Source organism: Mesorhizobium sp. B2-4-12, assembly GCF_006441575.1.
GTDB lineage: Bacteria > Pseudomonadota > Alphaproteobacteria > Rhizobiales > Rhizobiaceae > Mesorhizobium.
In genome coordinates, this window is sequence record NZ_VFVC01000034.1 from 26198 (window position 1) to 46983 (window position 20786).

General features: G+C 63.0%; 18 protein-coding genes and 1 pseudogene. 5 read left to right on the forward strand and 14 right to left on the reverse strand.

Features of this window, described 5'->3' with window-relative positions; translation table 11 throughout:
• Positions 1-2: 2 nt before the first annotated feature.
• Entirely contained in the window at positions 3-632 is a 630-nt protein-coding gene (locus FJ934_RS19515) for a glutathione S-transferase family protein (RefSeq protein WP_140611435.1), read from the reverse strand.
• Positions 633-871: 239 nt separating this feature from the next.
• Positions 872-1183 (reverse strand): hypothetical protein, encoded by a 312-nt coding sequence (locus tag FJ934_RS19520; RefSeq protein WP_181165689.1) that lies wholly within the window; start codon positions 1181-1183, stop codon positions 872-874.
• A 410-nt stretch (positions 1184-1593) separates the two neighbouring features.
• On the opposite strand from FJ934_RS19520, the gene FJ934_RS19525 reads away from it, so the two are divergent.
• The 3 genes and pseudogenes from FJ934_RS19525 to fusA form a co-directional block, all read left to right on the forward strand.
• Positions 1594-3216 (forward strand): ABC-F family ATP-binding cassette domain-containing protein, encoded by a 1623-nt coding sequence (locus FJ934_RS19525; protein WP_140611437.1) that lies wholly within the window; start codon positions 1594-1596, stop codon positions 3214-3216.
• 142 nt (positions 3217-3358) lie between these two features.
• Positions 3359-3724 carry a hypothetical protein gene (locus tag FJ934_RS28475; protein WP_140611517.1) on the forward strand — a complete coding sequence of 122 codons (366 nt, stop codon included), beginning with the start codon at positions 3359-3361 and terminating at the stop codon, positions 3722-3724.
• Between the two features lie 130 nt (positions 3725-3854).
• Positions 3855-4724: pseudogene (gene fusA, locus FJ934_RS19535) on the forward strand (elongation factor G); the annotation flags it as partial.
• Positions 4725-4726: 2 nt separating this feature from the next.
• On the opposite strand, the gene FJ934_RS19540 reads toward fusA, so the two are convergent.
• The 7 genes from FJ934_RS19540 to FJ934_RS19570 all read right to left on the reverse strand — a co-directional run bounded on the left by FJ934_RS19540 (position 4727) and on the right by FJ934_RS19570 (position 12162).
• Entirely contained in the window at positions 4727-5380 is a 654-nt protein-coding gene (locus FJ934_RS19540) for a glutathione S-transferase family protein (protein ID WP_140611441.1), read from the reverse strand.
• Positions 5381-5520: 140 nt separating this feature from the next.
• A complete protein-coding gene (locus tag FJ934_RS19545; protein WP_246671571.1) occupies positions 5521-6144 on the reverse strand; it encodes a hypothetical protein in 624 nt (207 codons plus the stop codon).
• 284 nt (positions 6145-6428) lie between these two features.
• Positions 6429-7607 (reverse strand): ABC transporter ATP-binding protein, encoded by a 1179-nt coding sequence (locus FJ934_RS19550; RefSeq protein WP_140611445.1) that lies wholly within the window; start codon positions 7605-7607, stop codon positions 6429-6431.
• The gene (locus FJ934_RS19555) at positions 7600-8742 is read right to left on the reverse strand and encodes an ABC transporter substrate-binding protein (protein WP_140611447.1); all 1143 of its coding nucleotides are present in this window, start codon (positions 8740-8742) and stop codon (positions 7600-7602) included. Before FJ934_RS19555 ends, FJ934_RS19550 begins: the two co-directional genes overlap by 8 nt.
• The gene (locus tag FJ934_RS19560; protein WP_140611449.1) at positions 8739-9581 is read right to left on the reverse strand and encodes an ABC transporter permease; all 843 of its coding nucleotides are present in this window, start codon (positions 9579-9581) and stop codon (positions 8739-8741) included. Before FJ934_RS19560 ends, FJ934_RS19555 begins: the two co-directional genes overlap by 4 nt.
• Positions 9578-10456 carry an ABC transporter permease gene (locus FJ934_RS19565; protein ID WP_140611451.1) on the reverse strand — a complete coding sequence of 293 codons (879 nt, stop codon included), beginning with the start codon at positions 10454-10456 and terminating at the stop codon, positions 9578-9580. Before FJ934_RS19565 ends, FJ934_RS19560 begins: the two co-directional genes overlap by 4 nt.
• A gap of 155 nt (positions 10457-10611) precedes the next feature.
• On the reverse strand, positions 10612-12162 hold the full coding sequence (locus FJ934_RS19570; RefSeq protein ID WP_140611453.1) for a winged helix-turn-helix domain-containing tetratricopeptide repeat protein: 1551 nt from the start codon (positions 12160-12162) through the stop codon (positions 10612-10614).
• A 186-nt stretch (positions 12163-12348) separates the two neighbouring features.
• On the opposite strand from FJ934_RS19570, the gene FJ934_RS19575 reads away from it, so the two are divergent.
• A complete protein-coding gene (locus FJ934_RS19575) occupies positions 12349-13050 on the forward strand; it encodes an alpha/beta hydrolase (protein ID WP_140611455.1) in 702 nt (233 codons plus the stop codon).
• Between the two features lie 77 nt (positions 13051-13127).
• Here FJ934_RS19575 and htpG read toward each other — a convergent pair whose 3' ends face one another.
• The 4 genes from htpG to FJ934_RS19595 all read right to left on the reverse strand — a co-directional run bounded on the left by htpG (position 13128) and on the right by FJ934_RS19595 (position 18941).
• Entirely contained in the window at positions 13128-15014 is a 1887-nt protein-coding gene (gene htpG / locus FJ934_RS19580; protein ID WP_140611457.1) for a molecular chaperone HtpG, read from the reverse strand.
• Between the two features lie 195 nt (positions 15015-15209).
• Positions 15210-16097, reverse strand: a complete 888-nt coding sequence (locus FJ934_RS19585) for a hypothetical protein (protein WP_140611459.1) — start codon at positions 16095-16097, stop codon at positions 15210-15212.
• A 1149-nt stretch (positions 16098-17246) separates the two neighbouring features.
• Positions 17247-17735, reverse strand: coding sequence for a hypothetical protein (locus FJ934_RS19590; protein ID WP_140611461.1), 489 nt, complete (start codon positions 17733-17735; stop codon positions 17247-17249).
• Between the two features lie 186 nt (positions 17736-17921).
• Entirely contained in the window at positions 17922-18941 is a 1020-nt protein-coding gene (locus FJ934_RS19595) for an NAD-dependent epimerase (RefSeq protein WP_140611463.1), read from the reverse strand.
• 318 nt (positions 18942-19259) lie between these two features.
• On the opposite strand from FJ934_RS19595, the gene FJ934_RS19600 reads away from it, so the two are divergent.
• Positions 19260-19940 (forward strand): DUF1236 domain-containing protein, encoded by a 681-nt coding sequence (locus FJ934_RS19600; protein ID WP_140611465.1) that lies wholly within the window; start codon positions 19260-19262, stop codon positions 19938-19940.
• Between the two features lie 509 nt (positions 19941-20449).
• Here the strand turns inward: FJ934_RS19600 and FJ934_RS28780 are convergent.
• The gene (locus FJ934_RS28780) at positions 20450-20773 is read right to left on the reverse strand and encodes a hypothetical protein (protein ID WP_181165690.1); all 324 of its coding nucleotides are present in this window, start codon (positions 20771-20773) and stop codon (positions 20450-20452) included.
• Positions 20774-20786: the final 13 nt, after the last annotated feature.

Here is a 20786-nt window from a genome sequence, read left to right on the forward strand (position 1 = left end):
CCTCAGGCTCCGGAATGTGGGTCGATGCCATAGGGGTGGACGGGATAGCCGGGGCCGATTGCTTCGCGCACGCGGCCGGTCCAGGCGAGGAATGCCGGATAGTCCGGGAGATGGAATCCGCAATCCTCGGCGCGGTGGCTGTAGGCATAGACGGCGATGTCGGCGATGGTGAGATCGTTTCCGGTGAGGAAGCGCGTCTCGCCAAGGCTGCGGTTCAGGGCGGCGAGCGTTCGTGCTCCGGCTTCGCGCTTGCCGGCCACCATGGCCAGGTTGCGCTCAAGTCGTCCGGTCAGGGTCCAGAAGCGCAGCGAGCCGATGACGGGCTCGACATTGTACTGTTCGAAGAACAGCCACTGCATGACCTTCGCCTGCCGGTAACGGTCATCAGGCAGCAGGGGCGTGCCTTCGGCAAGGTAGGTGAGGATCGCATTGGATTCGGCGATGGCGCTGCCATCCTCGAGCTGAAGCACGGGAACCGCACCGGCCGGGTTGAGCGCCAGGAACGCGTCGGTATGGCTCTCGCCCTCGAAAATCGAGACGATGCGCGTGTGGTGAGGGATCTTCAGCAGCCCAAGCAGGGCCCGGACTTTCCAGCCATTTTGCGACGGCAGATAATCGTGAAGCGTGAGCATGGCCGATCCTCGTGATGGATCGATGCTCGCATGGTGCGCTGCGCGCCGACACCCGATTCATGCTGATGGCTTTCCTGCCACCGGCAAGGGGACCGCCGTGGTGATGTCTTGAACGGCAAGCACCGCCCCGGAGGTGACGCTGTGTGTTTCACGGTCTGAATCGTACAATTGCCGTAAGTGATTGTTTTTGCGGGCTTCTGCGGGTGGCGGCTTTTTCCGGGAGGAAGTCAAGGTTGCCGTCACTGGTCGAGGTCTACCGGCGTCACGCCCAGAAGCTTCAAGGCGTTGGCGTAGGTCCGGATGCCTTGCGCCTGCTTGCGCTCGGTACAGAACCGGTTCGCTCTGTCCTGGAGGGCCGTTGCCTGGGCGATCCGGCTCGCATTGGCACCGGGGGCGGCTTTGGTCCGGATGGCTCCGTCGAGTTGAAGACCGAGCCGGCTGCAATATTCGCTCCGGGTAACCGCCGCTTCCGCGCCCGACTGTGCGACCGCAAGCATGGCGAGAGAAATGCCGGCTACGGCACCCATCCATTCGGTCGAACGTCGTTGCATTATTGGGACCATCCCTTCGCGTTGATGTGGCGACCGCTGTTCGGTTGCCGCGCGCTGCATATGCCTGCTGATGTTTTCCTCAGTTTTTCTGAAGTGTTGAATCTTGTTTCCGGAATGTTTCCGGGAGGCTGAAGCTGCCAATCTCCCCCCTTGTGGGGGAGATGCCCGGCAGGGCAGAGGGGGGCGCGAAGGATCACCAACTTCGTAGGCGTTGCCATAGTTACTAACGCTTCCGCACATGCCGACGGCCAGAGGGGCGGCGGGACAGCGCCCCCGCTCTGGCCTGCCGGCCATCTCCCCGCAAGGGGAAGATCGGCTATCTGCGGCGCTTCTGCCTCTTCCCCCCGCACTGTCATTCGCGTAAGGGCGCGGGCAAATCCTCCAATCCGCTTGAGCTTCCTGGACCACCCATGATCAGACTTGAAAGCATCGGCAAGCAGAACGGCCGACAGATCGTCTTCATTGAAGCCTCGGCTGCCTTGCAGAAAGGCGAGAAGGTTGGCCTTGTCGGTCCGAACGGCGCCGGCAAGACGACGCTGTTTCGCATGATCACCGGCCAGGAGCAGCCGGACGAGGGCCAGGTGCAGGTCGATCGCGGTGTCACCATCGGCTATTTCAGCCAGGATGTCGGCGACATGGCGGGCCACAGCGCCGTCACCGAAGTGATGAACGGCGCCGGGCCGGTGAGCGAGGTGGCGGCCGAGATGGCGGAACTCGAGGCCGCCATGGCCGATCCCGACCAGGCCGACCGGATGGACGAGATCATCGAGAAATATGGCGAGGCGCAGCACCGTTTCGAAGAACTCGACGGCTATGCGCTCGACGGCCGGGCGCGTGAGGTGCTCGACGGGCTGGGTTTCAGCCAGGAGATGATGGACGGCGATGTCGGCAAGCTCTCAGGCGGCTGGAAGATGCGCGTGGCGCTGGCCCGCATCCTGTTGATGCGGCCCGATGTCATGCTGCTCGACGAGCCGTCCAACCATCTCGACCTCGAAAGCCTGATCTGGCTGGAGCAGTTCCTGAAAGGCTATGACGGCGCGCTGTTGATGACCTCGCACGACCGCGAGTTCATGAACCGCATCGTCAACAAGATCGTCGAGATCGATGCCGGTTCGCTCACCGCTTACTCGGGCAACTATGAATTCTACCAGCAGCAGCGGGCGATCGCCGACAAGCAGCAGCAGGCGCAGTTCGAGCGCCAGCAGGCGATGCTGGCCAAGGAGATCGCCTTCATCGAGCGCTTCAAGGCGCGCGCCTCGCATGCCGCGCAGGTGCAGAGCCGGGTGAAGAAGCTCGACAAGATCGACCGCGTCGAGCCGCCCAAGCGCCGCCAGGTGGTGAATTTCGAGTTCCAGCCGGCGCCGCGCTGCGGCGAGGATGTCGTGACCTTGAAGAACGTCCACAAGGCCTATGGCAGCCGTACCATCTATGAGGGGCTCGACTTCCAGGTCCGCCGGCGCGAACGCTGGTGCATCATGGGCGTCAATGGCGCCGGCAAGTCGACGCTTTTGAAGCTGGTGGCCGGCGCTTCCGATCCTGACACCGGCACGGTGGCGCGGGGGCCGAGCGTGAAGATGGGCTATTTCGCCCAGCACGCCATGGAACTGCTCGAAGGCGAGCGCACCGTGTTCCAGACGCTGGAACACAATTTCCCGCAGGCCGGCCAGGCGCCGCTGAGGGCACTCGCCGGCTGCTTCGGCTTTTCCGGCGACGAGATCGAGAAGAAATGCCGGGTGCTGTCGGGCGGCGAGAAGGCGCGGCTGGTGATGGCGCTGATGCTGTTCGACCCGCCCAACCTGCTGGTGCTCGACGAGCCGACCAACCATCTGGACATCACCACCAAGCAGATGCTGATCGAGGCGCTTTCGCAATATGAAGGCACCATGCTGTTCGTCTCGCACGACCGGCATTTCCTGGCGGCACTCTCCAACCGTGTGCTGGAACTGACCCCGGAAGGTATTCACACCTATGGCGGCGGTTATACGGAGTATGTGGAGAGGACAGGACAGGAAGCGCCGGGACTGCGGAGCTAGGGGCGACCGATCGCAGCCACCCGGCTCGCGATTGTATGCGCCGGCCTGGTGCAACCGCGTCCCGGGCTGCTTTATCAGAACGATCTCTTTGTGAGGGCAAGAGTTCCGTCCACTCTCCACAATGGTCGGGAAGGGCTTCCGGATGGGAATTGCGGTGAGACTTGCAATGTCCGCATTGGCCGCGACAGCGGCTGGGTGCGCGACCTCTCCGGTCGACTATGGAGCGTCGCTTTCGCAGCAGGACCAGAAATGGGCATCGCCGGCATGCCAGCAGGCCCGGGCGGCGGCTTCAGACTACGAGCTTCGCGAAAAACAGCACCCGGGTTGGGAATTCGCAGCACTCGGCCCATATGGATTGGGGCTCATAGCAGCCGTCAAGGAGCATGAGCAGAAACAGCGAAAACTGTTTGCCCGCAATGTGCATCTGCAATGCTCGAGCCGTCCCCTGCCAAAGGAGTTGCAGGGCGATACAAGTTCGGCAGGCGCAAGTCAGATGAAATATCCGTAAGCGCACCTGCCTTATTCGTAGGAGGCGCCGAGCTCTGAGAAGCTGAGAAGGGAGACGGCGGCGCCTTTCCTCTCCCGTTGCAGACATCTGGCCAAACTGCGATCATAACGTCATGGAAACGCCCGCCGCGCCATGGCCTTTGCTGCAAATCGCGATCGAGCCAAAATCGAAAGCCGATCAGGAGAAACTGCATATCGCCTTGTCGAAGCTGGCGGACGAGGATCCCTGGTTCAACGTCAAGCGGGATGAGGAATCGGGCCAGACGATCATCGCCTTCATGGGTAAACTTGAGCTCGACAACATCATCGACCGCGTGCGCGCTGAGTTCAAAATCAATGTGAATATCGGCTCTCCGCAGGTGGCCTATCGCGAGACGATTACCCGCAGCCACCGGCAGAACTACACCCACAACAAGCAGTCCGGTGGCGTGGGTCAGTTCGCCCGCGTCAGGATCATGTTCGAGCCGAACGCGTATGAACCGGACTTCGCGCTTGCGTCCAGCATCGTCGGCTCTGCGGTTCCGAACGATTGTATTGCAGGGGTCGAAAAAGGGCTGCGCAGCGTCCTCTCGGCGGGGCCGTTTGCGGGCTTTCCGATGATCGGTGTCAAGGCGACCCTGGTGGATGCCGCCTGGCACGATATCGAGCCCCTTGCTTTCGAAATCGCCGGTCGCGCCTGCATTCGCGAAGCCGCTCCGCATCTCGGCGTAAAACTGCTGGAGCCGATCATGAAGGTCGAAGTGGTGACGCCGGCGGACTTTGTCGTGAGCATCATCGGCGAATTGAAAAGCCGCCGTGGCCAGATCCGGGAAGAGGAAACCCGCGATGTCGCCATTGTCATCAACGCCATGGTGCCGCTGGCAACCACGTTCGAATTGGAGGAGACACTGCGGTCACGTTCGAAAGGGCAGGCACGCTTGAGCGCCCGTTATGTCGGATACGCTCCCGTTCCGCTGCCTGACGACCGCGACCCGCCGCCGGCAGCGGCAATGTTCGCCTGACGTCATCCGTCGCTCGATGCGGCGGTGAAAACCGCCAGCTGGGCGGCGAAGGCGCGCTGGAAGGCGGGCCGCGCTTCGCCGCGCGCGACATAGGCGGCGAGGTTTGGGTGTTCGTCCAGCAAGCCCGACCGCTTCAACCGGCGCAGCACCATTATCATCAGAAGGTCGCCGGCGCTGAAGGCACCGTCGAGCCACTCAGCATCGCCGAGCCGGTCGGAGAGTTCGCCGAGGCGACCGCGAATACGATCCTCGACCATGGGCAGGCGCTGCTCGTGCCAGCTCTCCTTGCCCTCAACGAGCACGGCGACTTCCCGTTCGACGATCGCCGGCTCCATCGTGCTGACGGCGGCAAACATCCACATGACCGCGCGGGCTCGGGCATTCGCGTCATCGGGCAGCAGGCCCGCATGGCGCGCGGCGATATGAAACACGATCGCGCCGGAGTCGAACAGCGCGAGATCATCTTGCTCATAGGTCGGAATCTGTCCGAAAGGTTGGAGCGCACGGTGCGCAGGCTCCTTCATCGCGCGGAACGACACGAGGCGAACGTCGTAGGGCTGGCCCACTTCCTCCAGTGCCCAGCGAACGCGCATGTCGCGTGCCTGTCCGCTGCCGCGGTCGGGGGATCGTGCAAAGGCGGTGATGGTGGGGGTCATTGGAAAGGCTCCAGATGGGTAATCGGTCGGGTTCGATCGTTGCGCCTGGCACCCATAGGACGAACGACCAGGGTCGTTCCCGACAGTGCCCCGGATTTCGGCGTTCGGTCTCGCGGGCCAAAGCGGCTGAGAGCAGCCCCTTAGCGGAGCAATCCTTCCGCCTCGAACGCGTCCCAGCCTTTGAGCCTTGGCGCTGGAGCATCGTCCTTTGCCGGATTTCTGGTCTTGCGAGCCTTGTCCGTCCGCTTGCCTGCACGAGTGAGCGCCGCCTTGCCGGCCCCGCGCCGTCTGTTTTCGGACACTTCCCGCGCATCGTCCTCCCGCCAGGTGGCCGCAAGGTCACGATCGAGAATGTCCTCGATGTGCCGTGGGTCGAAGACATGGAAGGCTACCTTCCTGGATCGCCCGCGCATCTTCACGGTGCGCGTGCCGATGCTCTTCAGGCGGCCATCCTTCAGCCATTTGTGGCGCTCGCGCGCAGAGATGGCGAGAATGTCCTCCGCCTCTCGCGGAAGCACGGCCAGGGCTTCGATCCCCTCCAGCGTGTCGGAGATGATCGCCGATGCGGCCTGGAACGCATCCGCGTCGGCTTGCGGCATGCGCAACACGATGCGGCCCGTCTCGACCCTGGCGAATTTCCTCACCGTCCACGGCAGCCTGGCGCGGATTTCGCGTTCGATGCCCTTCAGGCGCAAGGAGGAGCCAAGCGTCGCCGACGGCGGCAGCGGCCATTCGGCGACCGTTGACGGGGTGGCGGTGCTCATGCCGCGCTTCGCTGGGCGGTCAGGGGCGGCGATCGTCGCAACGATGCCGCTCAGGATATTGCGAAAGGAACCGCGCTGTCTTTTCGCCGGGTTCATGTCTCATCTTCGCTCTTCAGCTGCCTCCGTGGAACAGCGGTTCGCACAGCAGACAACCGAAACCGGGCTCAAACAGTTCCTTTAGCACGGGGAATCGCTGGAAGGCTCGATTTCATCGGCGAAGGTCGCTGGATGCCATGCCAAGGCGTTGCGTTGATCCGCAACGCAGATAGCCGCATGACGCTGCATCACGAAATCCGCTGGCCGTCCCCGTCGAGCAGGACGCAGCCTTCGGGATCGAAGCCGAGGTCGATCGCCTCGCCCTCGCGAAGCACGCGGCCACTGATCGGCGCGTGGGCGCGGATATTGGTCTTGCCGCCGATATCGACCTCGTAGATGGCGCTGCCGCCAAGATACGAGGCCGAAACGACACGGCCGGACAGACGGTTGGCGCTCGCCGCCTCGCCGACCGACAGTTTCTGCGGCCGCACGACCACGGTGACCTTGCTGCCCTGGGCAAGCGTCCTCGGGCAGGCCACGTTGATCGTCTGACCGCTGGCAAGCACCACCGATGTTGCCTGGCCGGATCCGCTCACCGTCCCGGCGAGCATGTTGGCCTTGCCGAGGAAGTCGGCGACGAAGGCCGTCGCCGGCGCCTCGTAGACCTCCTCGGGCGTGCCGACCTGCTCGGCCGAGCCCGCATTCATCACCACGATGCGATCCGACATGGAGAGCGCTTCTTCCTGGTCGTGGGTGACGAAGATGGCGGTGATGCCGGTTTCCTTCTGGATCTTCTTGATCTCGACGCGCATCTCCTCGCGCATGTTGGCGTCGAGCGCCGACAGCGGCTCGTCCAGCAAAAGCACCTGCGGCTCGAAGACGATGGCGCGGGCAAGCGCGATGCGCTGCTGCTGGCCGCCCGACAATTGCGATGGCAGCTTCTTCTCGCTGCCCGGCAACCGCACCATCTCGAGCGCCTTGCCGACCCTGCGCTTGATTTCGGGCTTCGGCACGTTGCGGTATTTCAGTCCGAAGGCGACATTGTCGAACACGGTCTTGTGCGGGAACAGCGCGTAGCTCTGGAAGACCAAGCCGATGTTGCGCTTGTAGATCGGCACGTCGTCGACGCGCCGCCCATCGATCATGATCTGGCCGCCCGAAATGTCGACCAGGCCGGCGATGGAGCGTAGGATCGTCGTCTTGCCGCAGCCCGAAGGCCCGAGCAGGGTGACGAAGCTGCCCTTGCGGATCGACAGCGAGAAGTCGCGCACGGCGACGAACTTGCCATAGGCGATGTCGATGTTGCGGAATTCGACCGCCGGGCTGTCCGCCTCGGCGCCGACCGGGGCGGGTCTCGCCGCGCCGGCTTTGGCCACCCCGGCCGCTTCCGGCCGGGGTGCTTTGGTCAGGTTCTGGCTGTCAGGCACCTTTGGAGATCCTGTTCCACTGCTTGGTCCAGGCGTCCTCGTTGGTCGCCCAGTAGACTGGATCGGCGAAGGTCAGTGCCTTCATCGTGCCGGTCTTGTCGAAAGCCGGCAGCTTCTCGATCTTCTCGGTCAGCTTGACCTTGGTCGGGTCGAGCGACGGCGGATAGCTCTGGCCCTCGGCCACGGCGATCGATGTCGCCGGGTCGAGCATGAAGTTGATCAGCTCCTCGCATTCGGCCATCGGCGAGCCCTTCAGGATCAGCATGTCCTCCATCCAGGCATAGGAGCCAGCCGGATCGAGATAGCCGATCGGATGGCCCTGGTCCTGGAGTGCGGCGACGCGGCCCGACCAGGCGTCGGTCACCACGATCTCGCCCTTGGAAAGCAGGTCCATCAGCTCGGCGCCGGAACTCCAGAACTTCTTGGCAAGGTCGCGCGTCTCGCGCACCTTGGCCCAGATCGTGTCCATGTCCTTGATGTTATTGGGGTCCTGGCCGGTGGCGAGCGCCGCGTACCAGACGCGCGTGGTCATGTCGTCATAGCCGCCGACCTTGCCGGCATACTTCTTGTCGAGCAGCAGTGCCGCTCCCTTTTCCTTGGCTTCCTCCGGCGAGATCACCTTGGTGTTGTAGGCGATGCCTGTCGTGCCGTAGTCGTAAGGCACGGCCGACAGCTTCGGCGTCAGCTTGCGGAACGGCTCGATCATCGGCTGCAGCACATTCACCATGTTGGGAATGTTGGCCTCGTTGATCTCCGAGGTCAGGCCGCCGTTGACGTATTTGATGTAGTAGTTGACGCCGGAGGAATGGATGACCTGGTAGTCGCCGGGCTTGGCGGTCTTGATCTTGGTGATGATCTCGTCCTCGTCGCCGAACGTGCCCTGTACCACCTTGATCTTGGTCTTGGCGGTGTAGGGCTGGAAGGCATATTTGTCGATCGCGTCCTGCACCGTGCCGCCCCAGCCGTCGAAGCGGACCTGTTCGACGGCCGCGAGCGCCTGCCGCATCCATGGCATGTCGAGGCCGGCCGCGGCGGCCGCGGCAGCCGTCAGCGTCAGGAAGGTGCGGCGGCTGACACCGCCATTCATGTATCGGTCTTGCAGCCGTTCCAGCCGCTTGCTGTTGGTGAGTTTCATTTCATCTCCTCCTTTGGTTCGCCACGTCTTTTCAATCTTGTCAGGCTCTGCAGGATCAGGCCGCCGAGCAGCGGGATGCCGACGGTCACCAGGATCATCACGGTGCCGAGCGCGTTGATCTCCGGGCTGATCGAGATCTTGAGCATCGACAGGATCTGGGTGGGCATGGTCTCGACGCCCGCCGGCCGCCAGAACAGGCTGGCCGAGGTGTTGTCGAAGGAGATGGTGAAGGCGAGCAGGGCGCCCCCCACCACGGCCGGAATGAGCAGCGGCAGCGTGATTTCGCGGAAGGACGAAAGCCGTGAGGCGCCGAGCGAGAGTGCGGCCTCCTCATAGACGCGCCTTATGCCGACCATGCGCGCCTGGGTAATCAGCACCACATAGGGCACGGCGAGCAGGATATGGCCGAGCACCAGCAGAAGCATGGTCCTTGGCTGGTCGATGGCCTTGATCAGCACCAGCAGGCCGACGCCGAGGATGGTCTCCGGCACCAGCGCCGGCAGGATCACCAGCGTGCTCAGCGCCTGCTTGCCAGGGAATTCGAAGCGCACCAGCGCGAACGCGGTGACGACGCCTATCGCGGTGGTGACGGCGGCGGTGACCAGCGCGATCCATAGCGAGGTGCGGAAGGCGGCCAGCACGGCCTCATTGGCCATCAGCTTGCTGTACCATTGCAGGGAAAACCCGGTCATCGGGAAGCCGCCGAACATCGAGGCGTTGAACGACAGGACCACCGTCGCTACGATCGGCGCGAACATGAAGATATAGACGCAGACCGTGACGAAGCCGGTCAGCCGCCAGGCCCATCTGCCTTCCTGCTTGCGCCGTGTTCCTCTCATCCTCCAAGCCCTTTGACGATCTGCGACATGCCCATGTAGCGGGTATAGATGGCGGCGAAGAAGCCGAGCACGACGAACAGCACGATCGAAAGCGTGGCGCCCATCGGCCAGTTCAATTCGCCCATGATGGTGTCGTAGATCAGATTGCCGAACAGAGCGTCGCGGCCGGAGCCGAGCAATTGCGGCGTCACATAGCTGCCGGCGGCCAGCACGAAGCAGAGCAGCAGGCCCGCCGCGAGCCCCGGCAGCGACAGCGGGAGCGTGACCTCGCGGAACGCCTGCGCGCTGGTGCAGCCCATCGAGCGGGCCGCCGAAATCAGCGTGCGGTCGATGCCTTCGAGGCTGACATAGACGTTGAGGATCATGTAGGGCAGCAAGAAGTGCAGCATGCCCAGGATGACCGCGCCCTCATTGTAGAGCATCGGCAGCGGCTCGTTGATGATGCCGAGCTTCAGCAGCGCGACGTTGATGACGCCCTGCTCGCCCAGGATGTTGATCCAGGAAAAGGTGCGGATGGTGAAGCTGATCCAGAACGGCACGATGAGCAGGAGAAGCAGCAGCCATTTGTGCTTGAAGGTCGTCGCCCAGATGAAATAGGCGGGAAAATAGCCCAGCACCCCGCAGAGCAGCGCGGTGATCGCGCCGACCCGCAACGTCTTCAGAAGGAAGCCCGAATAATAGCTGTCGGTCAGGAATTCGTGCCAGTTCGCGGTCGTCAGCGCGCTGGTTTCCACGCCGGCGGTGACGAAGGTGAAGAATGTGTAGGCCGCCATCACGGCGATCGGCAGCACCAGGAAGAAGATCAGCAGCAGGAGCACCGGCGCGACCAGCATCCACGCCAGCCGCGGATCATACAATGTCCATCGTCGTTCCATGAGCACCTGGACGTCCGCGCTTCTTTGAAGCGCCTGTTTTGTTCCCGAGCCAAGATTGGGTGATTGGCGGCGCGATGTCTACAGTCGGCGATTGAGCCAGTGGATATCCGCGTGTTGCCGGCTGGACGCTGAACCTGTCGGCGGCAGATCGCCTTCTACGCCGGCAGGCCGGCCACGCGCAGGGCGTCGGTGACGTCGTCGATTATGCCAGGGGCGATTCCGACGGCGGCGGACCAGCGGCCAATGGTGAAATGCGGTTCGAGCGACATCAGCCGTGCGGCCGACGCCCTTGCCTCCTCGATCCGGCCGAGCTTGGCGAGGGGGGCGGCCAGCCAGCCGTGCAGGATGCTGAAACCTGGGTTGAGCTCGACCGCCCTGCGGCCTGCCGCGATCGCCTGTTCGTGCCGGCCGGACAGAAAATTGCCGAAGCCGATAATGCCTTGCGGCACGCAGCTCATGGCGTCGAACGGGGAGAGCCGCATCGCCTGCTCGCACCAGTCGATGGCGCGGGCCGCGTCGCCGCCATATGCCACCGGCACGCAGCCGAAGGCATAGACGAAGGCGCAGGAGGCGCTGAGCGACAGGGCCTGCGCGAACGCCTCGTCGGCCAGCCCGCGGTCATGTTCCACCAGGCCGATGGTGAAGCCGGCCAGGGCCAGTGCCATGGCGTCGCCCGAGCCGTGCTCGATCGCCGCATGGGCGTGGCGCGACGCCTTCTCGCGGTGCTCTACCAGCATGCCGCCACGAATGAAAAGGGTTTGATGCGCCCAGGCGGCAAAGCCGTGGACGAGCGCATAATTCGGCTCGATGGCCAGCGCCTGGTCGAGCAGCGGCAGGCCCTTGGCGGCGCCCTGCGGCATGAAGGTGTAGACGTCGGGCAGGGCGCGCAGAAAAAGGTCGTAGGCGTCGAGACTGTCGGGCCGCTGGCGCTTGACGCGCTCGATCTCGGCCCGGCGCAGATTGGGCTCTATGGCCGCGACCACGCCGATGGTGATCTCGTCCTGCAGCGCGAACACGTCGGTCAACTCGCGGTCGTAGCGTTCGGCCCAGATATAGCTGCCATCCTCGGCGTCGATCAGCTGGCCGGTGATGCGCACGCGGCTGCCGACCTTGCGCACCGAGCCTTCCAGCACATAGCGCACGCCGAGTTCGCGCCCGACCTGCTTCACGTCGACGGCGCGGCCTTTGTAGGTGAAGCTCGAATTCCGCGCGATGACGAACAGCCAGCGGATGCGCGACAGGCCGGTGACGATGTCCTCGACCATGCCGTCGGCAAAATAGTCCTGATCCGCGTCGCCGCTCATGTTTACGAAAGGCAGAACGGCGATGGAGGGGCGGGCGGGAATGCCGAGGCCAGGCTTCGGTTTCTCCACCGGCGCTGCCGCCTCGGCGCCGGCTTCCTCGCGCACGGTGCCGACGAAACGAAAGCCCCGGCGCAGTATGGTGCGGACGAGGCGCTGCTGCTCGCCATTGTCCTGAAGGGCGCCGCGGGCGGCATTGACGCGGCTGGCCAGCGTGGCGTCCGAGACGATACGCCCCTGCCAGACCGCATCGACCAGATCGTCCTTGCTGACCACCCGCTCGCGGTTGCGGATCAGATATTGCAAGAGGTCGAACACCTGCGGCTCGACCGGGACCAGCTCGTTGCCCCTGCGCAGTTCGCGCCGGTCGCCGTCCAGAGCGAAATCCTCGAAAAGATACGGCAAATTGCTGGCTCCAGATGGGGCGGAAACGCTGATCTGGACACTGTAGACGTGTCGTGGCCGCAAAATCAAAGCCCTCTCAAGACAAAATCAAGAGGTCCTGAAGGTCACCTCAAAGCGAGCGCGGCGGCCCCGGCGCATAGTCCTCCTGCAACCAACGCAAACAACGATTTGAAAAGGAGAACTCAAATGTCCAACACCGCAGCAAATTCCGTCGTCCTCGTTCATGGCGGCTTCGTCGATGGCTCCGGCTGGGAAGGGGTCTATCATCAGCTCAAGAAGGACGGCTACGACGTCACCATCGTCCAGAACCCAACCACCTCGCTCGCCGACGACGTCGCTTTCACCAAGCGCGCCATCGCCGCCGCCCCAAGCAATGTCATCCTGGTCGGCCACTCCTATGGCGGCGTCGTGGTGTCGGAAGCCGGCACCGATCCCAAGGTTTCGGCCGTCGTCTACATCGCGGCCTTCGCGGCCGATGCCGGCGAGTCGGTCTCGACCCTGATCGCCAACCCGCCTCCCGGCGCCGCCGTGCCGCCGATCCTGCCGCCCGTCGACGGCTTCCTGATGCTCGACAAGGCCAAGTTCGCCGCCTCGTTCGCCGCCGACGTGCGTCCCTCGCTCGCCTCCTTCATGGCGGACTCGCAAGTGCCGTGGGCCGTGGCCGCACTCGAAGGCAAGGTCACCAAGCCGGCCTGGAGGGTGAAGCCGAGCTGGTATCTCATCGCCACCGACGACCATATGATCCCGCCGCCGGCACAGCGCCAGATGGCAAATAGGGCTGGCGCGACAACGGTCGAAGTGCCCGGCAGCCACGCGGTCTACGTCTCCGATCCCGCATCTGTCGCCAAGCTCATCGAGCAGGCCGCCGCCGGCGTCGGCAAGAACTGAACCGGCATGATCGAGATCAAAAGCCTGGGCGCTTGGCGGCGCCCGGGCTTTATCCTGTTCAGGCCATGAAGCGGCCCTCAGCCCTTCGGCAGGCCGCGCTCGATCAGCCGGGCGAGGCGCTGGGAAAAAGCCCTGGCGTCCGCCGGCTTGTCGCCGTCAAGCACGCGCGCCTCGTCATAGAGAAGGTGGGCTGCATCGTCCTTGAAGGCCTGCTCGTCGTCGCCGAGGCTGGCCAGCGCCAGCACGCGGTCGTGCCGGGGGTTGATCTCGAGAATGGGCTTGGCGGCCTTGTCGAGGCGGCCGGCGGCGTTCATCAGCCGTTCGAACTGCCGGTCCGGGCCATGTTCCGGCGCCACGAGGCAGACCGCGCTTTCGGTCAGGCGGTCCGAGGCCTTGACGTCCGAGACGGCATCGCCAAGCGCCGTCCTGACGAAAGCCAGAAAGCCATCGACCTCAGGCGTCGCCGCCGTCTTCGGCTTCTTCGCCTCGTCGAGCAGCGGAATGTCGGAAAGTTCGGCCACGCCCTGTGTTACCGACTTGAACGGCTTGCCATCGAATTCCGGCGCCATCGTCACCCAGAAACTGTCGACAGGGTCGGTGAGCAGCAGAACCTCGATGCCGCGCGCCTTGAAGCCTTCGAGCTGCGGCGAGGCTTCGAGCCGGGCGCGGTCGTCACCGGCCATGAAGAAGATCGCCTTCTGGCCTTCCTTCATCGCCGCGACATAGTCGGCGAGGCCGCGCCAGCCTTCGCCCGATGCGGTCGAGCGGAAGCGGGCAAGCTTCAGCAATTGCTCGCGCCGCTCGTAATCCTCGTAAAGCCCTTCCTTGAGGACGACGCCGAAATTGTCCCAGATCTTGGCATAGGCCTCGACTTCATTCTCCGCCAGCTTGGCGAGGTCGCCGAGCACGCGGTTGGTGAGGCCCTTGCGGATCGCGGCGAGCAGCGGGCTTTCCTGGATCATCTCGCGCGAGACGTTGAGCGGCAGGTCGGCGGAATCGACCAGTCCGCGCACGAAGCGCAGGTAGCGCGGCAGAAGGTCGGCGTCGTCGGTGATGAAAACGCGGCGCACATAGAGCTTCATGCGGCCCTTGCGGTCCTGGTCGAAGAGGTCGAACGGGCGCGAGCCGGGCACGAAGGCGAGCACCGAGTATTCCTGTCGGCCTTCGGCGCGGAAATGGATGGTGGCGGCCGGCTCGTCATACTGGCCGGCGACGCCGCGGTAGAAGTCGGTATATTCCTCGGGCTTGATCTCGCTCTTCGGCCGGACCCAGAGCGCGGTGCCGTCGGCGATGTCGCGCGCCTCGGCGCCGGGTTTTTCGACCAGCGTGATCGGCACCGGCACATGGCCCGACTGCGACTTGGCCAGTTGCTCGAGCCGGTAGGACCCGGTGTAGGACGCGGCATCGTCCATGAGATGCAGCATGACGCGGGTGCCGCGCTTGGGTGCTGCTTCAAGCGGGGCCGGGGCGATCTCGTAGGACCCCTTGCCGTCGGACGACCAGCGCCAGGCCTCCTCGCTTCCGGCCAGCCGGCTGATGACGTCGACCCGGTCGGCCACCATGAAGGCGGAGTAGAAGCCGACGCCGAACTGGCCGATAAGCTGCGTGTCCTCGGTGCCGGAGCCGACGCGCTCGATGAAGGCGCGCGTGCCCGAGCGGGCGATGGTGCCCAGCGCCTCGGCCATGTCGTCGCGGCTCATGCCGATGCCGTTGTCCTCGACAACGATCCGCTTGTTGTCCGGATCGGCCGAGATCGAGATGCGCGGCTTGGGATCGTCGGCCAGCAATTCGGGATGGCTGACGGCCTCGAAGCGCAGCTTCTCGCAGGCGTCGGCGGCGTTGGAAATTAATTCGCGCAGGAAGACGTCCTTATCGGAATAGACCGAGTGCACCATCATGTGCAGCAGCCGCGAAACATCCGCCTCGAACGCCCTGGTTTCCGTCGCTTTGGTATCCGTCGTCATTTCAAGATTCCCACATAGTCGTTCTGCCCACCGCGCCATGCACGTTCCGGGATCATCCTTCAACCATTTTCAATTGCGCTGGCAACCGCGTTCAACAGGGGCCAGCGCGACCGACAATATCGTGACGTGGTGCGAAGGCGACAAGGGGTAAGGTGGGCACGGCGTCAGCTTCGCCGCCGGCGCTCGTCCTGCGCCCTACTTGCCCGCCATGTGGTCGGCAAGCGTCTGCGCCTGGGTGAGCAGCGCGGGGAAGGCCGGGTCGCTGGGCAGCTTGTCGCCCATGCATTTGCGATAGTCGCCGTCGCCTTTTTCCCAGGCGGCATTGGCGGTGTCATAGAGCTTCTCGTCCTTGGTCTCGGAAGCCTGGGCGGCCAGTTTCTGGGCGGCTTCGTCCGCGGACGTCCACAAGGCCTCGCAGGCCGCGATCCTGGGAACAGGTGGCGTGGCGGGCGCCGAAGCGATCATGACGCTGTTGCCCTTGACGAGCGTGACGACGACCTGCTGTTCGTGGATCGGCCCGACATCCTGCGTCCAGCCGCCGAGCCGCGCCATGGCGATGTCGGCGCCTTCGGGCTTTTTCAGCGGAAAGTCGAGCGTTCCCATGAAGGCGGCGTCGCTGTTGATCGCCTGGGTGTAGAAGGCATCGAGCTTCAGCACCTCATCGACGCTGGTGGGCAGTTTGAGACCCTCGTCGGTCTCGGCGGCCCGGGCCTGGAGCCAGCGATCCAGCAGTCCCCGCGTCGTGGCCACGAGGCTCGGGCCATCGTCGCCCTGGGTGTATCGCAGCCCGTCGAGCATGCCGTATCCGACATCGGAGTCACTCAGGCTTTCCAGATTGATGGTGCCGTTTGTCGGGAAATCCTTGACCGTCAAGGGACCGAGAAGGGCGGTCAGGCGCCCTTCGAGGTCGGTCCGCGCCTTGGCATCGGCGGCATCGAGGGTTTCCACGGGTGCATTCGAGTTGTTCAGCTCGGTGATGGCCGCGATCGCCTTGTCGCGCGCGGTGATATAGTCGTCCTCGGGCGACGCCGCGAAAGCGGCAGTGCTCGCGAGCGCAAACATGACCGTCCAGACCAAGCGCATGACAGAACCTTTCTTCGTGGCGATCAACAGGCCTGGCAGCCATCGGGCAGCTTTGCGGCTATAATCTGGCGGAGGGGCGCGAACGAGGCAGCAGCCAACGGACCAGCTAATCCGGTTGGCAAGAGCTGGGCCGAAAGGCCGTAGGTGAAAGCATTGATTAGCCGGCTCGCGGTTCGATGCCGGACCGGCTTGGGCCGGCCGCGTGACAGTGGCGAAGCTTATGGTCGAGATGCGATCTACGCGCCGATCTTCGCCAGCCAGAAAGTCCCAGATCGCGGCTGGAGAGGCGAGGGGCGACTTTGTCGTTCGCGTCCGGGCAATCGTTGCTGCTCAGGGCGCGATGCTTTGACGGTTGCGATTGTGCGCCAGTGTCGCGCCTTCGCCGTATCAGCGCTCTATCCAGAGGCCAATTGGCTGAACAGGCAGGAACTATTTCGTTCGAACAAGGTTTGTGCCCGTCGAGTGCTCATTCACCGGACTGTGAACGAGCAAAGCCCGTCCCGGCCAAGCCGGGGCGGGCTTTGTGTTTGGAACTTACCGGCAGACGAGACGCTGCCGAGGATTGCGGTCGGCGCGGTGCTGGGAAATCCGCACGAAATTGCCCTGCTTGGGAAGGCGGTCTCGAATCTCAGGCCGCGGCGGCCGGGACGGATTGCGGAACGAGGCGCCAGAATCCGCGTTATTCAAGACCGAACTAATGGAGGTAACCGTGAGAAAACTGATACTCTCATCCGTGCTCGCGCTTGCTGCCACAGCCGCTGTGACGTCACCGACCAAGGCACAATTTCTCTTCCCACCCTTCGGCGGCTATTTTGGTGGCTTCGGAGGGATGCCGTTCGCCTATCGCCCGTATTACGGTCCGTATTACGGCGATCCGTACTACCAGCCTTACCGGCCGTACTTCGGCTACCGGCACAGGTATTACCACCGATACTACTACCCACACCGGTACTATTACCCGCACCGTTATTACCACCACAGGCGCCATCACAGGCACCACCACCGGTAGCTATCGGCGTGCCAGCGTTGGCCCTCGGCAGAAAGACCAATCGCCCGGTGCTTATCGTGAGGTAACGGCACTCATCGTTGAGGAGCCAGGCTCGCCTGCTCCGCGGCGGCCGGTGTTCGTCCCGGGATGCCGTGTTCCGCTCATCCGGCAGCTTTGACCAGCCGATCCAGTACGGGGAAATCCTCCAAGTCCCGGTAGGGCGTCAAATCGAGGTCGCGAGGGACGGCTTGCACCTTTTCCTCGTCAATCGGCTTCTCGTTGCGCTTCATCAAGGCTTGGTAGGCCCGCCATGAGACACCGGCCGCGCGCACGGCATCCCGCTCGGTCCGCAGTGCTATCTGATGGGCATGCAGATAGTGAAGCCGCAATTGGTCAAGGAGGGATTTCTCGACGATTTCATGTGTGACCAAAAAGGGCGCAAGCTTTACTGACTGACCTTGCCAAGCCATGGTTCGCGGCAAGTGGCGATCGATATAGACGGTTCGCCCGTCCTTGCTGTAACCGGCAAGATAAGGGATATCGAACTGGTGGTTCACCTCGATGCGTCGCTGCAAAGCCAGCACGACGTCCGCAAGGACGGAGTTGCTCACATCTTCGGATTTGTGACGGGCTTCATCCTGGAGCTTCATCGGGAGCATCCCAAAGCAAACGTGCCGGTCCATCAACGAGGGCTTTCCCGCGTTGTTCCCGTGCGATCGTGCCCGAACCGGATCGGCAAACAGGGGATGCCGGAGCAGGAGTCTCGTGCGAATCCGAAGCAACCTCGGCGAAGGCGAGAGAGCGGCTTCACCGTTGCGAGCGAACTGGCAGCGCTTTCATACCCGATAGAATTCGCGATACCAGTCCACGAAACGCGGAACCCCGATCTCGATCGGGATATTCGGCTTGAAACCGGTCGCCTCCTCGAGCGAACTGACATCGGCGAACGTTGCCGGAACGTCGCCCGGCTGAATCGGCATCAGGTTGCGAATGGCTTTGCGCCCGAGTGCGTCTTCCAGCACATCGATCAACCGGCTCAACTGAACGGGCGTATTGCCGCCGATGTTGTGGATCCTGAACGGCGCGTTGCTGGTCGCTGGATCCGGCGCGGCACTTGTCCATTCCGGATTGGCCGTCGCGGGCTGCCGCATCACGCGGACAATGCCTTCGACAATGTCGTCGATATAGGTGAAGTCCCGCTGCATGTTGCCATGGTTGAAGACGTCGATCGGCTCACCGGCCAGGATGGCCTTGGCGAAGATGAACAGCGCCATGTCGGGCCGTCCCCACGGGCCATAGACGGTGAAGAAGCGCAGGCCTGTCGCCGGCAGCGCGAAGAGGTGGCTGTAGGTGTGCGCCATCAGCTCGTTTGCCTTCTTGCTTGCCGCATAGAGGCTGAACGGATGATCGGCCGGATCGTGCACGGAGAACGGCATGCGCGTGCTGCCGCCGTAGATCGAGCTCGACGATGCATAGACCAGATGGCCGACCGAGGTGTGCCGGCATCCTTCCAGGATGTTGAGGAAACCGCTGAGATTGCTTTCCGCATAGGCGTGCGGATTGGTCAGCGAATAGCGCACGCCGGCCTGCGCCGCGAGATTGACGACGATCTCCGGCGCGGTTGACTGAAACAGCGCCGAAATACGGTCTCGTTCGGTGAGGTCGACATGCTCGAAACGAAAATTCGGGAATGCTTTCAGCCGGTCGAGCCGGGCCTGTTTCAGGGTGACGTCATAATACGCATTCATGGAATCGAGGCCGACAACCTGCCGGCCTTCGGCAAGCAGCCTCTGACTGAGATGGAAACCTATGAAACCGGCCGCGCCGGTGATCAGAACTGGCCTGCTTGATGTCACGGCGTATCCCCAGCTTTCGTTTCGGGCCGAGCCTCACAGGTTTCAATATTCTATCTCGCCAGGAATTTCATCCGGCTTGATGGCAGGCTTGATGTCGGACAGCGTTCCACACGGCCCGATCGTCTGAAAGACCTTTCGCCCTCCAGATCATGCTTGTGAGGTCCCGCCAGAACAAGCCCCTGCAAATCGCACGAACGGCAGGATCGTTTCGCCATGATCGCGCCGGTCGCTTTGGTATCGCCTCCTGACCCGGGGAACCATCCCTTTTTGGAGAAGTTTTACCCATTGAAGGGCGAACCTTTCAAAGGAGATTTACCTATGAAACATGTTCTCATCACCAGCATGCTCGCGATCGGACTCGGCTGTGGCACGGCAATGGCCCAGACGCAGCAGCCGGCCGACAACCAATCAGGGGCGGACACGAACTGCACCTCCGGGACGGCTAACTGTAAGCCCGGCTCGAAGATGAACGGCCAGGCCCAGGACAAGTCCACTACCAAAACGGACAAGCAGGCCCAGGGCAAGGCGAAGGCCCAGACTGACCAGCAGGCGCAGGGCAAGGCCGGCACCAGTACGGACCAGCAGGCCCAGGGCAAGGCCAAGGTCCAGACCGATCAGCAGGCCCAGGGCAAGACCGGCACCAGCACGGACCAGCAGGCCCAGGACAAGACCAAGGTCCAGACCGACCAGCAGGCGCAGGGCAAAGCCTCCACCCAGGACAAGACTTCGACTGCCTCGATCAACAATGTGACGGTTGAACAGAAAACCCAGATCACGCAGGTGATCAAGGAGACGAAGGTCCAGCCCGTAGCCAATGTCGATTTCGACGTTTCCGTGGGCGTGGAAATTCCGCGGCACAAGATCAGATTGCACCGCTTGCCTGCTCGCATCGTCAAGATCGTGCCGGCCTACGAATCCTACGAATATTTCGTGCTCGCCGACGGGCGGATCGTGATCGTCGATCCGGATTCACTCAAGATCGTTCTCATTTTGACCTGATGCATGTCGCGCAAAAGTGACCTCGGTCTTGAGAGAACGACAGGTATAAACAAGACCCCAAAGCGCGTCGCCTCAATCCGGTTTCGAGGCGACGCGCTTTGAAAGGACATAGGCCGCCTTGCCATTTTGGTGGGTGGGCCGAGCATATCCGGCCGGGAGGACGATCGGCGCCATCGGCAAGAAAAAACAAGTCCAGCAGCGGCGGCAGTCAGTCACGCTGGCGGAGAGCCCAACGGATAGCTCGCTATTGCAGAGAGGATCCTGCGCTGAGCGCCTGCCACTCATTTTAGCGCTTAAGTGGAACGCATGGAAAAGCCCCGCCGACCGGGAGTCAAGCGGGGCCCTTGGAGCAATCCGCAAGGGACTGGCTGCGGGATTACTCAGTGATCCGGTAGGATCATCTTCAATATGGCCCTCAGGATAAGGTAACGCATCAGTCAAATAGATGAAGCGGACCACCTATTGTGCCGCGAGACCGGCGGACAAGGCCTCTCACCGACATCTCTCAGTCAAACCGGAACAAAAGCGTTTGGGCGGTGTTTATCGGGTGAAGGGCATCTTAGTTTTTTGGAGAATTCAAAATGAAAATCATGATCTTGGGCACTTTGGCGCTGTGCTTGGCCGCGCCTGCTGTGGCTTCGGCGCAAGACACCGTCGTCATCAACAGACATCACCATCATCATCGCGCCAATGTGGTCATCAATGAGGACGGCCAGCGCCTGCATCACCGCCACCATGGCCAGATCGCATTCTACGATCACGGCCGCCGGCATCATCGGCACGACAATGTCGTCGTGACAACATCCATATCCCACCGCCATCACCATCATCACGTCGTGATCGAAA